Source organism: Streptococcus uberis, assembly GCF_900475595.1.
GTDB lineage: Bacteria > Bacillota > Bacilli > Lactobacillales > Streptococcaceae > Streptococcus > Streptococcus uberis.
On sequence record NZ_LS483397.1, the window covers coordinates 76,130 to 92,500 of the forward strand.

Below are 16,371 nucleotides of genomic sequence, written 5' to 3' on the forward strand. Positions count from 1 at the left end.
GAAATAACGTGGGTATTAAAGTTTATAAACCAACGACAAATGGCCGTCGTAACATGACTTCTTTGGATTTTGCTGAAATCACAACAAGCACGCCTGAGAAATCATTGCTTGTTTCTCTTAAAAACAAAGCTGGTCGTAACAACAATGGTCGTATTACTGTTCGTCACCAAGGTGGTGGACACAAACGTCATTACCGTGTGATTGATTTTAAACGTAATAAAGATAATGTTGAAGCAGTAGTTAAAACAATCGAGTACGATCCAAACCGTACTGCTAACATTGCATTAGTACACTATACAGATGGTGTGAAAGCTTATATCATTGCACCTAAAGGTCTTGAAGTTGGTCAACGTATCATTTCAGGTCCTGAAGCAGATATCAAAATCGGTAACGCTTTACCACTTGCTAACATTCCAGTTGGTACAGTAATTCACAACATTGAAATGAAACCTGGTAAAGGTGGAGAGCTTGTTCGTGCTGCTGGAGCATCTGCTCAAGTATTAGGTCAAGAAGGTAAATACGTTCTTGTTCGCCTTCAATCTGGTGAAGTTCGTATGATTTTAGGAACTTGCCGTGCTACAATTGGTTCTGTTGGTAATGAGCAACAATCTCTTGTAAACATTGGTAAAGCTGGACGTAACCGTTGGAAAGGTGTTCGCCCAACAGTTCGTGGTTCTGTAATGAACCCTAATGATCACCCACACGGTGGTGGTGAAGGTAAAGCACCGGTTGGTCGTAAAGCACCATCAACTCCATGGGGTAAACCAGCTCTTGGTCTTAAAACACGTAATAAGAAAGCTAAATCTGACAAACTTATTATTCGTCGTCGTAACGAAAAATAATTGTTAGTGAATTAACTTATTTAACTTCCGCCAACTCGGTAGTCTTCAACTTAGGCAAGCCGTTGTGGTACATTATTTAAAGGAGAAAACTACAAAATGGGACGTAGTCTTAAAAAAGGACCTTTCGTCGATGAGCATTTGATGAAAAAAGTTGAAGCTCAAGCAAATGACGAAAAGAAAAAAGTAATTAAAACTTGGTCACGTCGTTCAACGATTTTCCCAAGTTTCATCGGATATACAATCGCAGTTTATGATGGACGTAAACATGTACCTGTTTACATTCAAGAAGACATGGTAGGTCACAAACTTGGTGAATTTGCACCAACTCGTACTTACAAAGGTCACGCAGCTGACGACAAGAAAACACGTCGTTAATAGGAGGAGGACACAATGGCAGAAATTACTTCAGCTAAAGCAATGGCTCGTACAGTGCGTGTTTCACCTCGTAAAACACGTTTAGTACTTGATCTTATCCGTGGTAAGAAAGTTGCTGACGCAATCGCAATCTTAAAATTCACTCCAAACAAAGCAGCTCGTGTTATTGAGAAAACTCTTAACTCAGCTATTGCAAATGCAGAAAATAACTTTGGTTTGGAAAAAGCTAACTTGGTAGTATCTGAAACATTCGCAAACGAAGGACCAACAATGAAACGTTTCCGTCCACGTGCGAAAGGTTCAGCATCACCAATCAACAAACGTACAACTCACGTAACTGTAGTTGTAGCAGAAAAATAAGGAGGTAAAATCGTGGGTCAAAAAGTACATCCAATTGGTATGCGTGTCGGTATCATCCGTGACTGGGATGCGAAATGGTATGCTGAAAAAGAATACGCGGATTACCTTCATGAAGATCTTGCAATCCGTAAATTCATTCAAAAAGAATTAGCAGAAGCTTCAGTTTCAACAATTGAAATTGAACGCGCAATTAACAAAGTTATTGTTTCACTACATACTGCTAAACCAGGTATGGTTATCGGTAAAGGTGGAGCGAACGTTGACGCACTACGTGCTCAACTTAATAAATTAACTGGAAAACAAGTGCACATCAACATTATTGAAATCAAATCACCAGATCTTGATGCTCACCTAGTTGGTGAAAACATTGCTCGTCAATTAGAGCAACGTGTTGCTTTCCGTCGTGCACAAAAACAAGCTATCCAACGTACTATGCGTGCCGGAGCTAAAGGAATCAAAACTCAAGTTTCTGGACGTTTGAACGGTGCAGATATCGCTCGTGCTGAAGGTTATTCAGAGGGAACAGTTCCTCTTCATACGCTTCGTGCAGATATCGATTACGCTTGGGAAGAAGCAGATACTACATATGGTAAACTTGGTGTTAAAGTTTGGATTTATCGTGGTGAAGTTCTTCCAGCTCGTAAAAACACTAAAGGAGGCAAATAACATATGTTAGTACCTAAACGTGTTAAACACCGTCGTGAATTCCGTGGGAAAATGCGCGGTGAAGCAAAAGGTGGAAAAGAAGTATCATTTGGTGAATACGGTCTACAAGCTACTACTAGCTCATGGATCACTAACCGTCAAATCGAAGCTGCCCGTATCGCAATGACTCGTTACATGAAACGTGGTGGTAAAGTATGGATTAAAATTTTCCCTCACAAATCTTACACTGCTAAAGCTATCGGGGTTCGTATGGGTTCTGGTAAAGGTGCTCCTGAAGGTTGGGTATCACCAGTTAAGCGTGGTAAAGTAATGTTTGAAATTGCTGGTGTTTCTGAAGAAGTTGCACGCGAAGCTTTCCGTCTTGCTGGCCACAAATTACCAGTTAAAGTAAAATTCGTGAAACGTGAAGCAGAATAAGGAGAAGACATGAAACTTGAAGAAATCAAAAAGTTTGTTGCTGAGCTTCGTGGCTTGTCTCAAGAAGAACTAGCTAAAAAAGAAAACGAACTTAAAAAAGAACTTTTCGACCTTCGTTTCCAAGCTGCAGCTGGTCAACTTGATCAAACTGCTCGCTTAAACGAAGTTAAAAAACAAATTGCACGTGTTAAAACTGTGCAATCTGAAATGAAATAATAGATTGGGAAAGGAGAAATTCTAATAATGGAACGTAATCAACGTAGAACCCTTGTTGGACGTGTTGTATCTGACAAAATGGATAAAACAATTACTGTTATAGTTGAAACAAAACGTAACCACCCAGTCTATGGTAAACGTATCAACTATTCTAAAAAATATAAAGCACATGATGAGAAAAACATCGCTAAAGAAGGCGATATCGTTCGTATCATGGAAACTCGTCCACTATCAGCTACAAAACACTTCCGTCTTGTAGAGGTATTGGAAGAAGCTGTTATTATCTAATCAAACTAAAAGGAGAAAATTGAAATGATTCAACAAGAAACTCGCTTAAAAGTTGCTGATAATAGCGGTGCCCGTGAAATCTTAACTATCAAAGTACTTGGTGGTTCAGGACGTAAATTCGCTAACATCGGTGATGTAATCGTTGCTTCTGTAAAACAAGCTACTCCTGGTGGAGCAGTTAAAAAAGGTGACGTTGTGAAAGCAGTTATCGTTCGTACAAAAACTGGTGCACGCCGTCCAGACGGTTCTTACATCAAATTTGACGACAATGCTGCAGTAATTATCCGTGATGACAAAACTCCTCGCGGAACTCGTATCTTTGGTCCTGTTGCACGTGAAATGCGTGAAGCTGGATACATGAAGATCGTTTCACTTGCACCAGAAGTTCTTTAATTTTTAAAATTAAACAAACTAAGTCCCCTAGGTTTTCCTAGGGTGCCCGTTGGGCGTAAGAAATTAATAGGAGAAAAACTCAAATGTTTGTAAAAAAAGGCGACAAAGTTCGCGTTATTGCAGGTAAAGATAAAGGAACTGAAGCTGTAGTTCTTAAAGCTCTTCCAAAAGTTAACAAAGTTGTTGTTGAAGGTGTTGGTATGATTAAAAAACACCAAAAACCTAACGCAGAAAATCCTCAAGGAGCAATTGTAGAAAAAGAAGCTCCAATCCATGTATCAAACGTACAAGTTCTTGATAAAAATGGTGTTGCAGGACGTGTTGGTTATAAAGTTGTTGACGGCAAAAAAGTTCGTTACAGCAAAAAATCAGGCGAAGTGCTTGATTAATCACGAAGGAAAGGAGAAGCATAATGGCAAATCGTTTAAAAGAAAAATATACTAACGAAGTAATCCCTGCGTTGTCAGAGAAATTCAATTACACAACAGTTATGGCTGTGCCAAAAGTTGAGAAAATCGTTCTTAACATGGGTGTTGGTGATGCTGTATCTAACGCAAAAAACCTAGAAAAAGCTGCTGCAGAATTAGAGCTTATTTCAGGTCAAAAACCACTTATTACTAAAGCTAAGAAATCAATCGCTGGCTTCCGTCTTCGTGAAGGTGTTGCGATCGGTGCGAAAGTTACACTTCGTGGCGAACGTATGTACGAATTCCTAGACAAATTAGTTACCGTGTCACTTCCTCGTGTTCGTGACTTCCATGGTGTTCCAACTAAATCATTTGATGGTCGTGGAAACTACACTCTTGGAGTGAAAGAGCAACTTATCTTCCCAGAAATCAACTTCGATGATGTTGATAAAGTACGTGGTCTTGATATTGTAATCGTCACTACTGCAAATACTGACGAAGAATCACGTGAATTGCTTAAAGGCCTTGGAATGCCTTTTGCAAAATAATAGGGGGTAAATAAATTGGCTAAAAAATCTATGATTGCTAAAAACAAACGTCCTGCGAAACACTCTACGCAAGCCTATACTCGCTGTGAAAAATGTGGACGTCCACATTCAGTTTACCGCAAGTTTAAACTTTGCCGTGTTTGCTTCCGTGAATTGGCATACAAAGGTCAAATTCCAGGTGTTGTAAAAGCTTCTTGGTAAAAAGACGTTTAGCAAGGCAAAATGCTTTGTAAACTAAATAGTAAATACATAAAAGTTCCTGTCTGAAAGAATTCATTTTGGATAAGGCTTTTGCCTAAAGGCAACATTAACTAGCAAGTGATTTAATCAAACTACTAGTAAGAGGAGAAAATAAAATGGTTATGACTGACCCAATTGCAGACTTTTTAACACGTATTCGTAATGCTAACCTAGCAAAACATGAAGTGTTAGAAGTACCTGCTTCAAACATCAAAAAAGGGATTGCTGAAATCCTTAAACGTGAAGGTTTTGTAAAAAACGTTGAAGTTATTGAAGACGATAAACAAGGAATCATTCGTGTATTTCTTAAATATGGTCAAAACGGCGAACGCGTTATCACAAACTTGAAACGTATTTCAAAACCGGGACTTCGTGTTTATTCAAAACGTGAAGATGTTCCTAAAGTTCTTAACGGACTTGGAATTGCTATCATTTCAACTTCTGAAGGTCTTTTGACTGACAAAGAAGCTCGCCAAAAAAATGTTGGTGGGGAAGTGATCGCATACGTTTGGTAATTTGTGACCTTCAATTCCTTCATGTATCGTCGTTAGATCATCTTGCCGTACCTCGGTACTGTCTGCAATGCTCTGCCTAGGTACATTTTGGACTTGAAACCCACAAATAATCAACCCCCGTGAAAACTAGCCTAAATGGCTTGACAATTTAACAGGAGAAAAAAACATGTCACGTATTGGTAATAAAATTATCACTATGCCTGCAGGTGTTGAACTTAAAAACGACAATAACGTCGTAACAGTTAAAGGTCCTAAAGGCGAACTCACTCGTGAGTTTAACAAAAACATTGAAATTAAAGTTGAAGGAACTGAAATTACTGTTTCTCGTCCTAACGACTCAAAAGAAATGAAAACTATTCACGGAACAACTCGTGCTTTGTTAAATAACATGGTACAAGGTGTTTCTGAAGGATTCAAAAAAGAGCTTGAAATGAAGGGTGTCGGTTACCGCGCTCAACTTCAAGGCAACAAATTAGTACTTTCAGTTGGTAAATCACACCAAGATGAAGTAGAAGCACCAGAAGGAATCACTTTTACTGTTGCAACTCCAACTACAATCGCTGTAGAAGGGATCAGTAAAGAACTTGTTGGTCAAACTGCTGCGTATATCCGTAGCCTACGTTCACCAGAACCTTATAAAGGTAAAGGTATTCGTTACGTTGGTGAATATGTACGTCTTAAAGAAGGTAAAACTGGTAAATAATAGGAGTAATGGTTTTTTCCAAATTTTCAAGAAAAAACCAACCTTTTATTTCCATTTTGTTGCGAAATATATTTAAATTAATTAAGAGGTGAAAATTGTGATTTCAAAACCAGATAAAAACAAAACCCGCCAAAAACGCCACCGTCGCGTTCGCGGAAAACTCTCTGGAACTGCAGAACGCCCACGTTTGAACGTATTCCGTTCTAATACAGGCATCTACGCTCAAGTTATTGATGACGTAGCGGGTGTAACGCTCGCAAGTGCATCAACTCTTGATAAAGACGTTTCAAAAGGAACAAAAACAGAACAAGCCGTTGTAGTCGGCAAACTTGTTGCTGAACGTGCAGTGGCTAAAGGTATTTCTGAAGTGGTGTTTGACCGCGGTGGATATCTCTATCACGGACGTGTAAAAGCATTAGCTGATGCAGCTCGTGAAAACGGATTGAAATTCTAATAGGGAGGACACAAAAAAATGGCATTTAAAGATAATGCAGTTGAACTTGAAGAACGCGTTGTTGCGATTAACCGTGTTACAAAAGTTGTTAAAGGTGGACGTCGTCTTCGTTTTGCAGCACTTGTAGTTGTTGGTGATGGTAACGGACGTGTAGGTTTCGGTACAGGTAAAGCTCAAGAAGTACCTGAAGCTATTCGTAAAGCAGTAGAAGCTGCTAAAAAGAATTTGGTTGAAGTACCAATGGTTGGTACAACAATTCCACATGAAGTTTTTGTTAACTATGGTGGAGCAAAAGTATTGTTAAAACCAGCTGTTGAAGGTTCTGGAGTTGCCGCAGGTGGTGCTGTACGTGCCGTTGTGGAATTAGCAGGTATTGCTGATATTACTTCTAAATCACTTGGATCGAATACACCAATCAACATCGTTCGTGCAACTGTTGAAGGGTTGAAACAACTTAAACGTGCAGAAGAAGTTGCTGCTTTACGTGGCGTTTCTGTTTCTGACTTAGCTTAAGAAAGGAGATTATAATGGCTCAAATTAAAATTACTTTGACTAAGTCTCCAATCGGGCGTAAACCAGAACAACGTAAAACTGTTAAAGCTCTTGGACTTGGTAAATTAAACTCATCAGTTATTAAAGAAGATAATGCTGCAATGCGTGGTATGGTTACAGCAATCTCTCACTTAGTGACTGTTGAAGAAGTAAAATAAAATGTTTTAAGTCGTATGGATTATCCCCTGCGACTTATAGTTGATTATATGTATAGGCGAGTTCCTATGGGGAGTCCTTTCCCCCCTTAGGGGCGCTAGCATTTTACAAAAAAGGAGAAAAAATGAAACTTCATGAATTAAAAGCTGCTGAAGGCTCTCGTAAAGTACGCAATCGCGTAGGTCGTGGTACTTCATCAGGTAACGGTAAAACATCTGGACGCGGACAAAAAGGTCAAAAATCTCGTAGTGGTGGAGGCGTTCGTTTAGGTTTTGAAGGTGGACAAACTCCATTGTTCCGTCGTATGCCAAAACGTGGATTCTCAAACATCAACACTAAAGAGTATGCTCTTGTTAACCTTGATCAATTAAACGTTTTTGAAGATGGTACTGAAGTAACTCCAGTTGTTCTTAAAGAAGCTGGAATCGTTCGTGCTGAAAAATCAGGCGTTAAAATTCTTGGTAATGGCGAATTGACTAAAAAATTGACTGTTAAAGCAGCAAAATTCTCAAAATCTGCTGAAGCAGCAATTACTGCTAATGGTGGTTCAATCGAAGTCATCTAATGAGGGGTAACTCATTATGTTCTTAAAAATACTAAAAGATGCACTGAAGGTAAAGACAGTTAGACATAAAATACTCTATACGATCTTTATCATTCTCGTATTCCGAATCGGTACACATATAACGGTTCCTGGTGTAAATGCCAAGAGCTTAGAGCAACTGAGTGATCTTCCCTTTCTTAATATGTTGAACTTGGTAAGTGGTAATGCCATGAGAAACTTCTCAGTTTTCTCAATGGGGGTAAGTCCTTACATTACTGCTTCCATTGTTGTTCAATTATTGCAAATGGATATTTTGCCAAAATTCGTTGAATGGGGCAAACAAGGCGAAGTTGGTAGACGTAAGCTTAATCAAGCTACTCGTTACATCTCTTTAGTTCTAGCATTTGTTCAATCAATAGGTATTACAGCAGGGTTCAACACCTTATCGAGTGTAGCTCTGGTGTCGACACCAAATGTCAAAACATACTTGTTAATTGGTGCACTATTGACAACAGGAAGTGTTATTGTAACCTGGCTTGGGGAACAAATTACAGATAAAGGATTTGGAAATGGTGTTTCAATGATCATCTTTGCAGGTATCATTTCATCTATTCCAAATGCCATAGCGACAGTTCACGAAGATTATTTTGTCAATGTCAAATCGGGCGATGTTCAATCATCCTATCTTGTCGTTGGTATCTTAATTTTAGCGGTACTAGCCATTGTTTTCTTTACAACATTTGTTCAACAAGCAGAATACAAAATCCCAATCCAATATACAAAACTTGTTCAGGGTGCACCAACAAGTTCGTATCTTCCCTTAAAGGTTAATCCAGCTGGCGTTATTCCCGTTATCTTTGCGAGCTCGATTACTACAATCCCAAGTACTCTTATTCCGTTTTTCCAAAATGGTAGAGATATTCCATGGTTAACCAAATTACAAGAATTGCTAAACTATCAAACCCCAACCGGAATGATTGTTTACGCATTTCTAATAATCTTGTTCTCATTCTTCTATACCTTTGTCCAAGTAAATCCTGAGAAAACAGCTGAAAATCTACAGAAGAACTCTTCTTATATCCCGAGCGTTAGACCTGGAAGAGAAACAGAGCAATATATGTCATCCTTGCTGAAAAAATTAGCAACGGTTGGCTCGATTTTCCTTGCGTTTATTTCGCTTGCGCCAATAGCAGCGCAGCAAACACTTAATTTATCCTCAGGCATTGCCTTAGGTGGAACAAGTTTACTCATTTTGATATCAACGGGCATTGAAGGAATGAAACAACTTGAAGGCTATCTTCTGAAAAGAAAATATGTCGGATTTATGAATACAGCAGAATAGTATATAGGTTGACCTTGTCAACCTACTATTTTGTTTTCAGATGATGGTATGAGATTTATCGTTTCTTATCATCATTTGAAAACAAAAACTAAATGAAACATTTCATTTCATTATTTTAAAGTCAAAGAGGAGACTGACATGAATCTATTAATTATGGGTTTACCAGGTGCAGGTAAAGGTACTCAAGCAGCTAAAATTGTTGAAGAGTTTGGTGTCATTCATATTTCAACAGGTGATATGTTCCGTGCTGCCATGGCTAATCAAACTGAAATGGGTTTGTTAGCAAAATCTTACATTGATAAAGGTGATTTAGTACCAGATGAAGTTACTAATGGTATCGTAAAAGAACGTTTATCACAGGACGATATCAAGGAAAAAGGTTTCTTGCTTGACGGTTATCCACGTACCATTGACCAAGCACATGCCTTAGATGCAACACTTGCTGATCTTGGTTTGAAATTAAATGGTGTCGTTAATATTGATGTGGATCCTAATTCACTTGTAGAGAGACTAAGTGGTCGTATCATCCATAAAAAAACGGGTGAAACATTCCATAAAATCTTTAACCCACCTGCAGGTGATTATGACGAAAACGACTATTATCAACGAGAAGATGACAAACCTGAAACCGTTAAACGTCGTTTAGATGTTAATATCGCACAAGGTCAGCCAATCATTGATCATTATCGTAAGAGTGGAATTGTTCATGATATCCAAGGAAATCAAGAAATTTCAGAAGTTTTTGTTGATATCAAAAAAGTCATTGAAAGCTTAGCGTAAAATCTAAATAAATAACTTGCTAAAGTTGATATGAAGTGCTATAATAGGCTAGTCTGACTTATAATTGTTACCTCTGTGCTCAGAGGACATCAAATCGAAATTTAGGGGGTACTTTTGCGTGGCAAAAGAAGACGTGATTGAAATTGAAGGTAAAGTTGTTGAAACGATGCCTAATGCAATGTTTACTGTTGAATTAGAAAATGGACACCAAATTCTAGCAACTGTTTCAGGAAAAATCCGTAAAAATTACATTCGTATTTTAGTTGGTGATCGTGTGACAGTAGAAATGAGTCCATATGACTTAACACGTGGACGTATCACATACCGCTTTAAATAATCGAAATAATTGGAGGGATTAAAACATGAAGGTAAGACCATCGGTTAAACCAATTTGCGAATACTGTAAAGTAATTCGTCGTAACGGTCGTGTTATGGTAATTTGTCCAACAAATCCAAAACACAAACAACGTCAAGGATAATATAGAAAGGAGAAAAAATGGCTCGTATAGCTGGAGTTGATATTCCAAATGATAAACGCGTAGTAATTTCACTTACATATGTTTATGGTATTGGTCTTGCAACATCTAAAAAAATCTTAGCTGCTGCTGGAATCTCAGAAGATGTTCGTGTTAAAGATTTAACATCAGATCAAGAAGATGCAATTCGTCGCGAAATCGATTCAATCAAAGTTGAAGGTGACCTTCGTCGTGAAGTGAACTTGAACATTAAACGTTTGATGGAAATCGGATCATATCGTGGAATTCGTCATCGTCGTGGACTACCTGTCCGTGGACAAAATACAAAAAACAACGCTCGCACTCGTAAAGGTAAAGCTACCGCGATTGCAGGTAAGAAAAAATAAAATAGGAGGTAAAGAAATTGGCTAAACCAACACGTAAACGTCGTGTGAAAAAGAACATCGAATCTGGTGTTGCCCATATTCACGCTACATTTAACAACACTATTGTTATGATTACAGATGTTCACGGTAATGCTCTTGCATGGTCATCAGCTGGTGCTTTAGGTTTTAAAGGTTCTCGTAAATCAACACCTTTTGCTGCTCAAATGGCTGCGGAAGCTGCTGCGAAATCTGCGCAAGAACACGGACTTAAAACTGTTGAAGTTACTGTAAAAGGTCCTGGTTCAGGTCGTGAATCTGCTATTCGTGCACTTGCTGCTGCAGGTCTTGAAGTGACTGCTATTCGTGACGTGACTCCTGTGCCGCATAACGGTGCTCGTCCTCCAAAACGTCGTCGTGTATAATCATAAACTATATAGTACACAAGTTTCGTTTCGAGGGGTGAATAAATGATTGAGTTTGAAAAACCAACAATAACAAAAATTGATGAAAATAAAGATTACGGAAGATTTGTCATCGAACCGCTAGAACGTGGTTACGGAACAACTCTAGGTAATTCTCTTCGTCGTGTACTCTTGTCTTCACTTCCAGGTGCAGCAGTAACATCAATTAAATTTGATGGAGTATTACACGAATTTGATACAATCCCAGGTGTACGTGAAGATGTCATGCAAATAATCCTTAACATTAAGGGACTTGCTGTAAAATCTTACGTAGAAGACGAAAAGATGATCGAACTTGATGTTGAAGGGCCAGCGGAAGTGACAGCTGGAGATATTTTAACTGATAGCGACATTGAACTTGTTAACCCAGATCATTATCTCTTTACCATTGCTGAAGGACATTCCCTTAAAGCGACAATGACTGTTGCTAAAAAACGTGGTTATGTACCTGCAGAAGGCAATAAAAAAGATGATGCACCTGTTGGGACTTTGGCTGTTGATTCAATCTACACGCCAGTTAAAAAAGTTAACTATCAAGTTGAACCTGCTCGTGTCGGTAGCAATGACGGCTTTGATAAATTAACGATTGAAATCATGACAAATGGAACAATCATTCCTGAAGATGCATTAGGACTTTCTGCTCGAGTTTTAATTGAACACTTAAATCTTTTCACGGATTTAACTGAAGTTGCCAAAGCAACAGATGTTATGAAGGAAACTGAAAAAGTGAACGATGAAAAAGTACTTGATCGCACAATTGAGGAACTTGATTTATCCGTACGCTCTTATAACTGTTTGAAACGTGCAGGGATTAATACTGTATTTGATCTAACAGAGAAATCTGAGCCTGAAATGATGAAAGTCCGTAACCTCGGACGCAAGAGTCTTGAAGAAGTTAAGGTTAAACTTGCTGATTTAGGTCTCGGACTAAAAAACGATAAATAATATAGGAGGACAAAATGGCTTACCGTAAACTAGGACGCACTAGCTCACAACGTAAAGCAATGCTTCGTGATTTAACGACTGATCTTTTAATCAACGAATCTATTGTAACAACTGAAGCACGTGCAAAAGAAATCCGTAAAACAGTTGAAAAAATGATTACACTTGGTAAACGTGGTGATCTTCATGCTCGTCGTCAAGCAGCAGCTTATGTACGTAATGAAATCGCATCAGAAAACTATGATGAAGCTACTGATAAGTATACATCTACTTCAGCACTTCAAAAACTTTTCAATGAAATCGCACCTCGTTATGCTGAACGTAATGGTGGATACACTCGTATTCTTAAAACAGAACCGCGCCGTGGAGATGCTGCTCCAATGGCAATCATCGAATTAGTATAATTTTTATCAATTTTGTTGAGTGTTATGATGGTGGAATGGGATTATTTCTATTCTTAGTCTAGCTCTGGTCTACCGCTAGGAATTTTCCTAGCGGGAACACTCATCATATTGTAGAAGGTAACGCTTGTTTACGAAATGAACCTAAAAATAGGCTTATTTCGCAAGCAGGCGTTTTTGCGTATCAAACAAAAGTATATGGATTAATCAAAGAGTGCTTAAAATGCAAAATATGTCCAAATGTGATAAAATTACAACTCATGTCATGTTTTCAAGAGTAATCATAAAAAAATTTAAAAAAATGTAAAAAAACAGTAATATTCTATTGACAATAGAAAGAGAAGTGGGTATACTAATAAAGCTGTCAGAAAGCGCAAGTTGATGGATAAAAAAGAAATAAAAAAGAAAAAATCTATTGACAAACGGCTCGTAACCTGATAGAATATAATAGTTGTCTCGCAAGAGACCAAAGACCTTTGAGAACTGAATAAGACAAAGAAACCAAACGTGAGGGTGATATGTTAGCGCATATTACCTGTCAATTAAGAAACACAATAAATCTGTCAGCGACAGAAACGAACGAGTAAGTTCAAACTAAAATGAGAGTTTGATCCTGGCTCAGGACGAACGCTGGCGGCGTGCCTAATACATGCAAGTAGAACGCTGAGGACTGGTGCTTGCACTGGTCTAAGGAGTTGCGAACGGGTGAGTAACGCGTAGGTAACCTACCTCATAGCGGGGGATAACTATTGGAAACGATAGCTAATACCGCATGACAATAGGGTACACATGTACCCTATTTAAAAGGGGCAAATGCTTCACTATGAGATGGACCTGCGTTGTATTAGCTAGTTGGTAAGGTAACGGCTTACCAAGGCGACGATACATAGCCGACCTGAGAGGGTGATCGGCCACACTGGGACTGAGACACGGCCCAGACTCCTACGGGAGGCAGCAGTAGGGAATCTTCGGCAATGGGGGGAACCCTGACCGAGCAACGCCGCGTGAGTGAAGAAGGTTTTCGGATCGTAAAGCTCTGTTGTTAGAGAAGAACGGTAATGGGAGTGGAAAATCCATTACGTGACGGTAACTAACCAGAAAGGGACGGCTAACTACGTGCCAGCAGCCGCGGTAATACGTAGGTCCCGAGCGTTGTCCGGATTTATTGGGCGTAAAGCGAGCGCAGGCGGTTTGATAAGTCTGAAGTTAAAGGCTGTGGCTTAACCATAGTTCGCTTTGGAAACTGTCAAACTTGAGTGCAGAAGGGGAGAGTGGAATTCCATGTGTAGCGGTGAAATGCGTAGATATATGGAGGAACACCGGTGGCGAAAGCGGCTCTCTGGTCTGTAACTGACGCTGAGGCTCGAAAGCGTGGGGAGCAAACAGGATTAGATACCCTGGTAGTCCACGCCGTAAACGATGAGTGCTAGGTGTTAGGCCCTTTCCGGGGCTTAGTGCCGGAGCTAACGCATTAAGCACTCCGCCTGGGGAGTACGACCGCAAGGTTGAAACTCAAAGGAATTGACGGGGGCCCGCACAAGCGGTGGAGCATGTGGTTTAATTCGAAGCAACGCGAAGAACCTTACCAGGTCTTGACATCCCGATGCCCGCTCTAGAGATAGAGCTTTACTTCGGTACATCGGTGACAGGTGGTGCATGGTTGTCGTCAGCTCGTGTCGTGAGATGTTGGGTTAAGTCCCGCAACGAGCGCAACCCCTATTGTTAGTTGCCATCATTAAGTTGGGCACTCTAGCGAGACTGCCGGTAATAAACCGGAGGAAGGTGGGGATGACGTCAAATCATCATGCCCCTTATGACCTGGGCTACACACGTGCTACAATGGTTGGTACAACGAGTCGCAAGCCGGTGACGGCAAGCTAATCTCTTAAAGCCAATCTCAGTTCGGATTGTAGGCTGCAACTCGCCTACATGAAGTCGGAATCGCTAGTAATCGCGGATCAGCACGCCGCGGTGAATACGTTCCCGGGCCTTGTACACACCGCCCGTCACACCACGAGAGTTTGTAACACCCGAAGTCGGTGAGGTAACCTTTTAGGAGCCAGCCGCCTAAGGTGGGATAGATGATTGGGGTGAAGTCGTAACAAGGTAGCCGTATCGGAAGGTGCGGCTGGATCACCTCCTTTCTAAGGATAAGGAACACGTTGGTTAAGTCTTATTTAGTTTTGAGAGGTCTTGCAAGACGCAGAGACAAACTGTGGGGCCTTAGCTCAGCTGGGAGAGCGCCTGCTTTGCACGCAGGAGGTCAGCGGTTCGATCCCGCTAGGCTCCATAGGATACAGTTCAACTGACCTTAATAGAAGTGAAGTTTCATTGTATCTTAGTATAGTCCATTGAAAATTGAATATCTATATCAAATTCCACGATCATGAAAATGATTGTAGAAAAGTAACAAGAAATAAACCGAAAAAAAGATAAACGCGAACATATTAAAAAAAATCAAGAAGGTCTAAGGACTGGAAATAAGGTTAAGTTAATAAGGGCGCACGGTGGATGCCTTGGCACTAGAAGCCGAAGAAGGACGTGACTAACGACGAAATGCTTTGGGGAGCTGTAAGTAAGCGCTGATCCAGAGATGTCCGAATGGGGGAACCCGGCATGTAATGCATGTCATCCATGACTGTTAAGGTCATGAGAAGGAAGACGCAGTGAACTGAAACATCTAAGTAGCTGCAGGAAGAGAAAGCAAACGCGATTGCCTTAGTAGCGGCGAGCGAAACGGCAGGAGGGCAAACCGAGGAGTTTACTCCTCGGGGTTGTAGGACTGCGAAGTGGGACATAAAGTTAATAGAAGAATTACCTGGGAAGGTAAGCCAAAGAGAGTAACAGCCTCGTATTTAAAATTGACTTTAGCCCTAGCAGTATCCTGAGTACGGCGAGACACGCGAAATCTCGTCGGAATCTGGGAGGACCATCTCCCAACCCTAAATACTCTCTAGTGACCGATAGTGAACCAGTACCGTGAGGGAAAGGTGAAAAGCACCCCGGGAGGGGAGTGAAATAGAACCTGAAACCGTGTGCCTACAACAAGTTCGAGCCCGTTAATGGGTGAGAGCGTGCCTTTTGTAGAATGAACCGGCGAGTTACGATATGATGCGAGGTTAAGTTGAAGAGACGGAGCCGTAGGGAAACCGAGTCTTAATAGGGCGTCATAGTATCATGTTGTAGACCCGAAACCATGTGACCTACCCATGAGCAGGTTGAAGGTGTGGTAAAACGCACTGGAGGACCGAACCAGGGCACGTTGAAAAGTGCTTGGATGACTTGTGGGTAGCGGAGAAATTCCAAACGAACTTGGAGATAGCTGGTTCTCTCCGAAATAGCTTTAGGGCTAGCGTCGATGTTAAGTCTCTTGGAGGTAGAGCACTGTTTGGGTGAGGGGTCCATCCCGGATTACCAATCTCAGATAAACTCCGAATGCCAAGTAGATATAATCGGCAGTCAGACTGCGAGTGCTAAGATCCGTAGTCGAAAGGGAAACAGCCCAGACCACCAGCTAAGGTCCCAAAATAATTGTTAAGTGGAAAAGGATGTGGGGTTGCACAGACAACTAGGATGTTAGCTTAGAAGCAGCTATTCATTCAAAGAGTGCGTAATAGCTCACTAGTCGAGTGACCCTGCGCCGAAAATGTACCGGGGCTAAAACAATTTACCGAAGCTGTGGATCCCTTAGGGGATGGTAGGAGAGCGTTCTATGTGTGAAGAAGGTATACCGTGAGGAGTGCTGGAACGCATAGAAGTGAGAATGCCGGTATGAGTAGCGCAAGACAGGTGAGAATCCTGTCCACCGTAAGACTAAGGTTTCCAGGGGAAGGCTCGTCCGCCCTGGGTTAGTCGGGACCTAAGGAGAGACCGAAGGGTGTATCCGATGGCCAACAGGTTGATATTCCTGTACTAGTATGTATAGTGA

At 40.6% G+C, this 16,371-nt stretch carries 25 protein-coding genes, 1 tRNA gene and 2 rRNA genes (1 of these 28 running past the window's edge); all 28 read left to right on the forward strand.

All coding sequences use genetic code 11. The features are described 5' to 3' along the window. Positions 1 to 8: 8 nt before the first annotated feature. Positions 9 to 842, forward strand: a complete 834-nt coding sequence (gene rplB, locus DQM95_RS00460; protein ID WP_012657636.1) for a 50S ribosomal protein L2 — start codon at positions 9 to 11, stop codon at positions 840 to 842. Positions 843 to 938: 96 nt separating this feature from the next. Next, positions 939 to 1,217 (forward strand): 30S ribosomal protein S19, encoded by a 279-nt coding sequence (rpsS, locus tag DQM95_RS00465; protein WP_000533765.1) that lies wholly within the window; start codon positions 939 to 941, stop codon positions 1,215 to 1,217. A 15-nt stretch (positions 1,218 to 1,232) separates the two neighbouring features. After that, complete coding sequence (gene rplV, locus DQM95_RS00470) at positions 1,233 to 1,577, forward strand: 50S ribosomal protein L22 (protein WP_012657637.1); 345 nt, start codon at positions 1,233 to 1,235, stop codon at positions 1,575 to 1,577. Positions 1,578 to 1,589: 12 nt separating this feature from the next. After that, positions 1,590 to 2,243 carry a 30S ribosomal protein S3 gene (gene rpsC / locus DQM95_RS00475; RefSeq protein ID WP_012657638.1) on the forward strand — a complete coding sequence of 218 codons (654 nt, stop codon included), beginning with the start codon at positions 1,590 to 1,592 and terminating at the stop codon, positions 2,241 to 2,243. Between the two features lie 3 nt (positions 2,244 to 2,246). After that, positions 2,247 to 2,660 carry a 50S ribosomal protein L16 gene (gene rplP, locus DQM95_RS00480; RefSeq protein WP_003086024.1) on the forward strand — a complete coding sequence of 138 codons (414 nt, stop codon included), beginning with the start codon at positions 2,247 to 2,249 and terminating at the stop codon, positions 2,658 to 2,660. A 9-nt stretch (positions 2,661 to 2,669) separates the two neighbouring features. Next, positions 2,670 to 2,876, forward strand: coding sequence for a 50S ribosomal protein L29 (rpmC, locus tag DQM95_RS00485; protein ID WP_003046054.1), 207 nt, complete (start codon positions 2,670 to 2,672; stop codon positions 2,874 to 2,876). 27 nt (positions 2,877 to 2,903) lie between these two features. Beyond that, the gene (gene rpsQ / locus DQM95_RS00490) at positions 2,904 to 3,164 is read left to right on the forward strand and encodes a 30S ribosomal protein S17 (RefSeq protein ID WP_012657639.1); all 261 of its coding nucleotides are present in this window, start codon (positions 2,904 to 2,906) and stop codon (positions 3,162 to 3,164) included. Positions 3,165 to 3,188: 24 nt separating this feature from the next. Beyond that, on the forward strand, positions 3,189 to 3,557 hold the full coding sequence (gene rplN, locus DQM95_RS00495) for a 50S ribosomal protein L14 (protein ID WP_012657640.1): 369 nt from the start codon (positions 3,189 to 3,191) through the stop codon (positions 3,555 to 3,557). An 83-nt stretch (positions 3,558 to 3,640) separates the two neighbouring features. Continuing rightward, the gene (gene rplX / locus DQM95_RS00500) at positions 3,641 to 3,946 is read left to right on the forward strand and encodes a 50S ribosomal protein L24 (RefSeq protein ID WP_012657641.1); all 306 of its coding nucleotides are present in this window, start codon (positions 3,641 to 3,643) and stop codon (positions 3,944 to 3,946) included. A gap of 23 nt (positions 3,947 to 3,969) precedes the next feature. Next, positions 3,970 to 4,512, forward strand: coding sequence for a 50S ribosomal protein L5 (rplE, locus tag DQM95_RS00505; protein WP_012657642.1), 543 nt, complete (start codon positions 3,970 to 3,972; stop codon positions 4,510 to 4,512). 15 nt (positions 4,513 to 4,527) lie between these two features. Continuing rightward, entirely contained in the window at positions 4,528 to 4,713 is a 186-nt protein-coding gene (locus DQM95_RS00510) for a type Z 30S ribosomal protein S14 (protein WP_002987746.1), read from the forward strand. A gap of 155 nt (positions 4,714 to 4,868) precedes the next feature. Then, complete coding sequence (rpsH, locus tag DQM95_RS00515) at positions 4,869 to 5,267, forward strand: 30S ribosomal protein S8 (RefSeq protein WP_012657643.1); 399 nt, start codon at positions 4,869 to 4,871, stop codon at positions 5,265 to 5,267. Between the two features lie 166 nt (positions 5,268 to 5,433). Beyond that, the gene (gene rplF, locus DQM95_RS00520) at positions 5,434 to 5,970 is read left to right on the forward strand and encodes a 50S ribosomal protein L6 (RefSeq protein ID WP_012657644.1); all 537 of its coding nucleotides are present in this window, start codon (positions 5,434 to 5,436) and stop codon (positions 5,968 to 5,970) included. A 97-nt stretch (positions 5,971 to 6,067) separates the two neighbouring features. After that, positions 6,068 to 6,424 (forward strand): 50S ribosomal protein L18, encoded by a 357-nt coding sequence (gene rplR, locus DQM95_RS00525; protein ID WP_100911830.1) that lies wholly within the window; start codon positions 6,068 to 6,070, stop codon positions 6,422 to 6,424. 18 nt (positions 6,425 to 6,442) lie between these two features. Next, positions 6,443 to 6,937: a 30S ribosomal protein S5 gene (rpsE, locus tag DQM95_RS00530; RefSeq protein WP_012657646.1), complete on the forward strand. Its 495-nt coding sequence runs from the start codon at positions 6,443 to 6,445 to the stop codon at positions 6,935 to 6,937. Positions 6,938 to 6,951: 14 nt separating this feature from the next. Continuing rightward, positions 6,952 to 7,134, forward strand: a complete 183-nt coding sequence (gene rpmD, locus DQM95_RS00535; protein ID WP_012657647.1) for a 50S ribosomal protein L30 — start codon at positions 6,952 to 6,954, stop codon at positions 7,132 to 7,134. A 122-nt stretch (positions 7,135 to 7,256) separates the two neighbouring features. Further along, positions 7,257 to 7,697, forward strand: coding sequence for a 50S ribosomal protein L15 (gene rplO, locus DQM95_RS00540; RefSeq protein WP_037593513.1), 441 nt, complete (start codon positions 7,257 to 7,259; stop codon positions 7,695 to 7,697). 16 nt (positions 7,698 to 7,713) lie between these two features. Continuing rightward, positions 7,714 to 9,018: a preprotein translocase subunit SecY gene (gene secY, locus DQM95_RS00545; RefSeq protein ID WP_012657649.1), complete on the forward strand. Its 1,305-nt coding sequence runs from the start codon at positions 7,714 to 7,716 to the stop codon at positions 9,016 to 9,018. Positions 9,019 to 9,156: 138 nt separating this feature from the next. Further along, positions 9,157 to 9,798, forward strand: coding sequence for an adenylate kinase (locus DQM95_RS00550; RefSeq protein ID WP_012657650.1), 642 nt, complete (start codon positions 9,157 to 9,159; stop codon positions 9,796 to 9,798). A 118-nt stretch (positions 9,799 to 9,916) separates the two neighbouring features. After that, positions 9,917 to 10,135, forward strand: coding sequence for a translation initiation factor IF-1 (gene infA, locus DQM95_RS00555; protein ID WP_001040189.1), 219 nt, complete (start codon positions 9,917 to 9,919; stop codon positions 10,133 to 10,135). A gap of 25 nt (positions 10,136 to 10,160) precedes the next feature. Beyond that, positions 10,161 to 10,277 carry a 50S ribosomal protein L36 gene (rpmJ, locus tag DQM95_RS00560; RefSeq protein WP_000868345.1) on the forward strand — a complete coding sequence of 39 codons (117 nt, stop codon included), beginning with the start codon at positions 10,161 to 10,163 and terminating at the stop codon, positions 10,275 to 10,277. 17 nt (positions 10,278 to 10,294) lie between these two features. After that, positions 10,295 to 10,660, forward strand: coding sequence for a 30S ribosomal protein S13 (rpsM, locus tag DQM95_RS00565; protein WP_012657651.1), 366 nt, complete (start codon positions 10,295 to 10,297; stop codon positions 10,658 to 10,660). A gap of 17 nt (positions 10,661 to 10,677) precedes the next feature. Continuing rightward, positions 10,678 to 11,061: a 30S ribosomal protein S11 gene (gene rpsK, locus DQM95_RS00570; protein WP_001118387.1), complete on the forward strand. Its 384-nt coding sequence runs from the start codon at positions 10,678 to 10,680 to the stop codon at positions 11,059 to 11,061. Positions 11,062 to 11,106: 45 nt separating this feature from the next. Beyond that, positions 11,107 to 12,045: a DNA-directed RNA polymerase subunit alpha gene (locus DQM95_RS00575; RefSeq protein WP_037593514.1), complete on the forward strand. Its 939-nt coding sequence runs from the start codon at positions 11,107 to 11,109 to the stop codon at positions 12,043 to 12,045. A gap of 14 nt (positions 12,046 to 12,059) precedes the next feature. Further along, entirely contained in the window at positions 12,060 to 12,446 is a 387-nt protein-coding gene (gene rplQ / locus DQM95_RS00580) for a 50S ribosomal protein L17 (protein ID WP_037593515.1), read from the forward strand. Between the two features lie 592 nt (positions 12,447 to 13,038). Then, positions 13,039 to 14,587 (forward strand): 16S ribosomal RNA (locus DQM95_RS00585). A 73-nt stretch (positions 14,588 to 14,660) separates the two neighbouring features. Then, a tRNA-Ala gene (locus DQM95_RS00590) sits at positions 14,661 to 14,733 on the forward strand. 194 nt (positions 14,734 to 14,927) lie between these two features. Then, positions 14,928 to 16,371 (forward strand): 23S ribosomal RNA (locus DQM95_RS00595) (it continues 1,457 nt past the right edge of the window). The 16S and 23S rRNA genes sit together here with 1 tRNA gene alongside, the layout of an rRNA operon.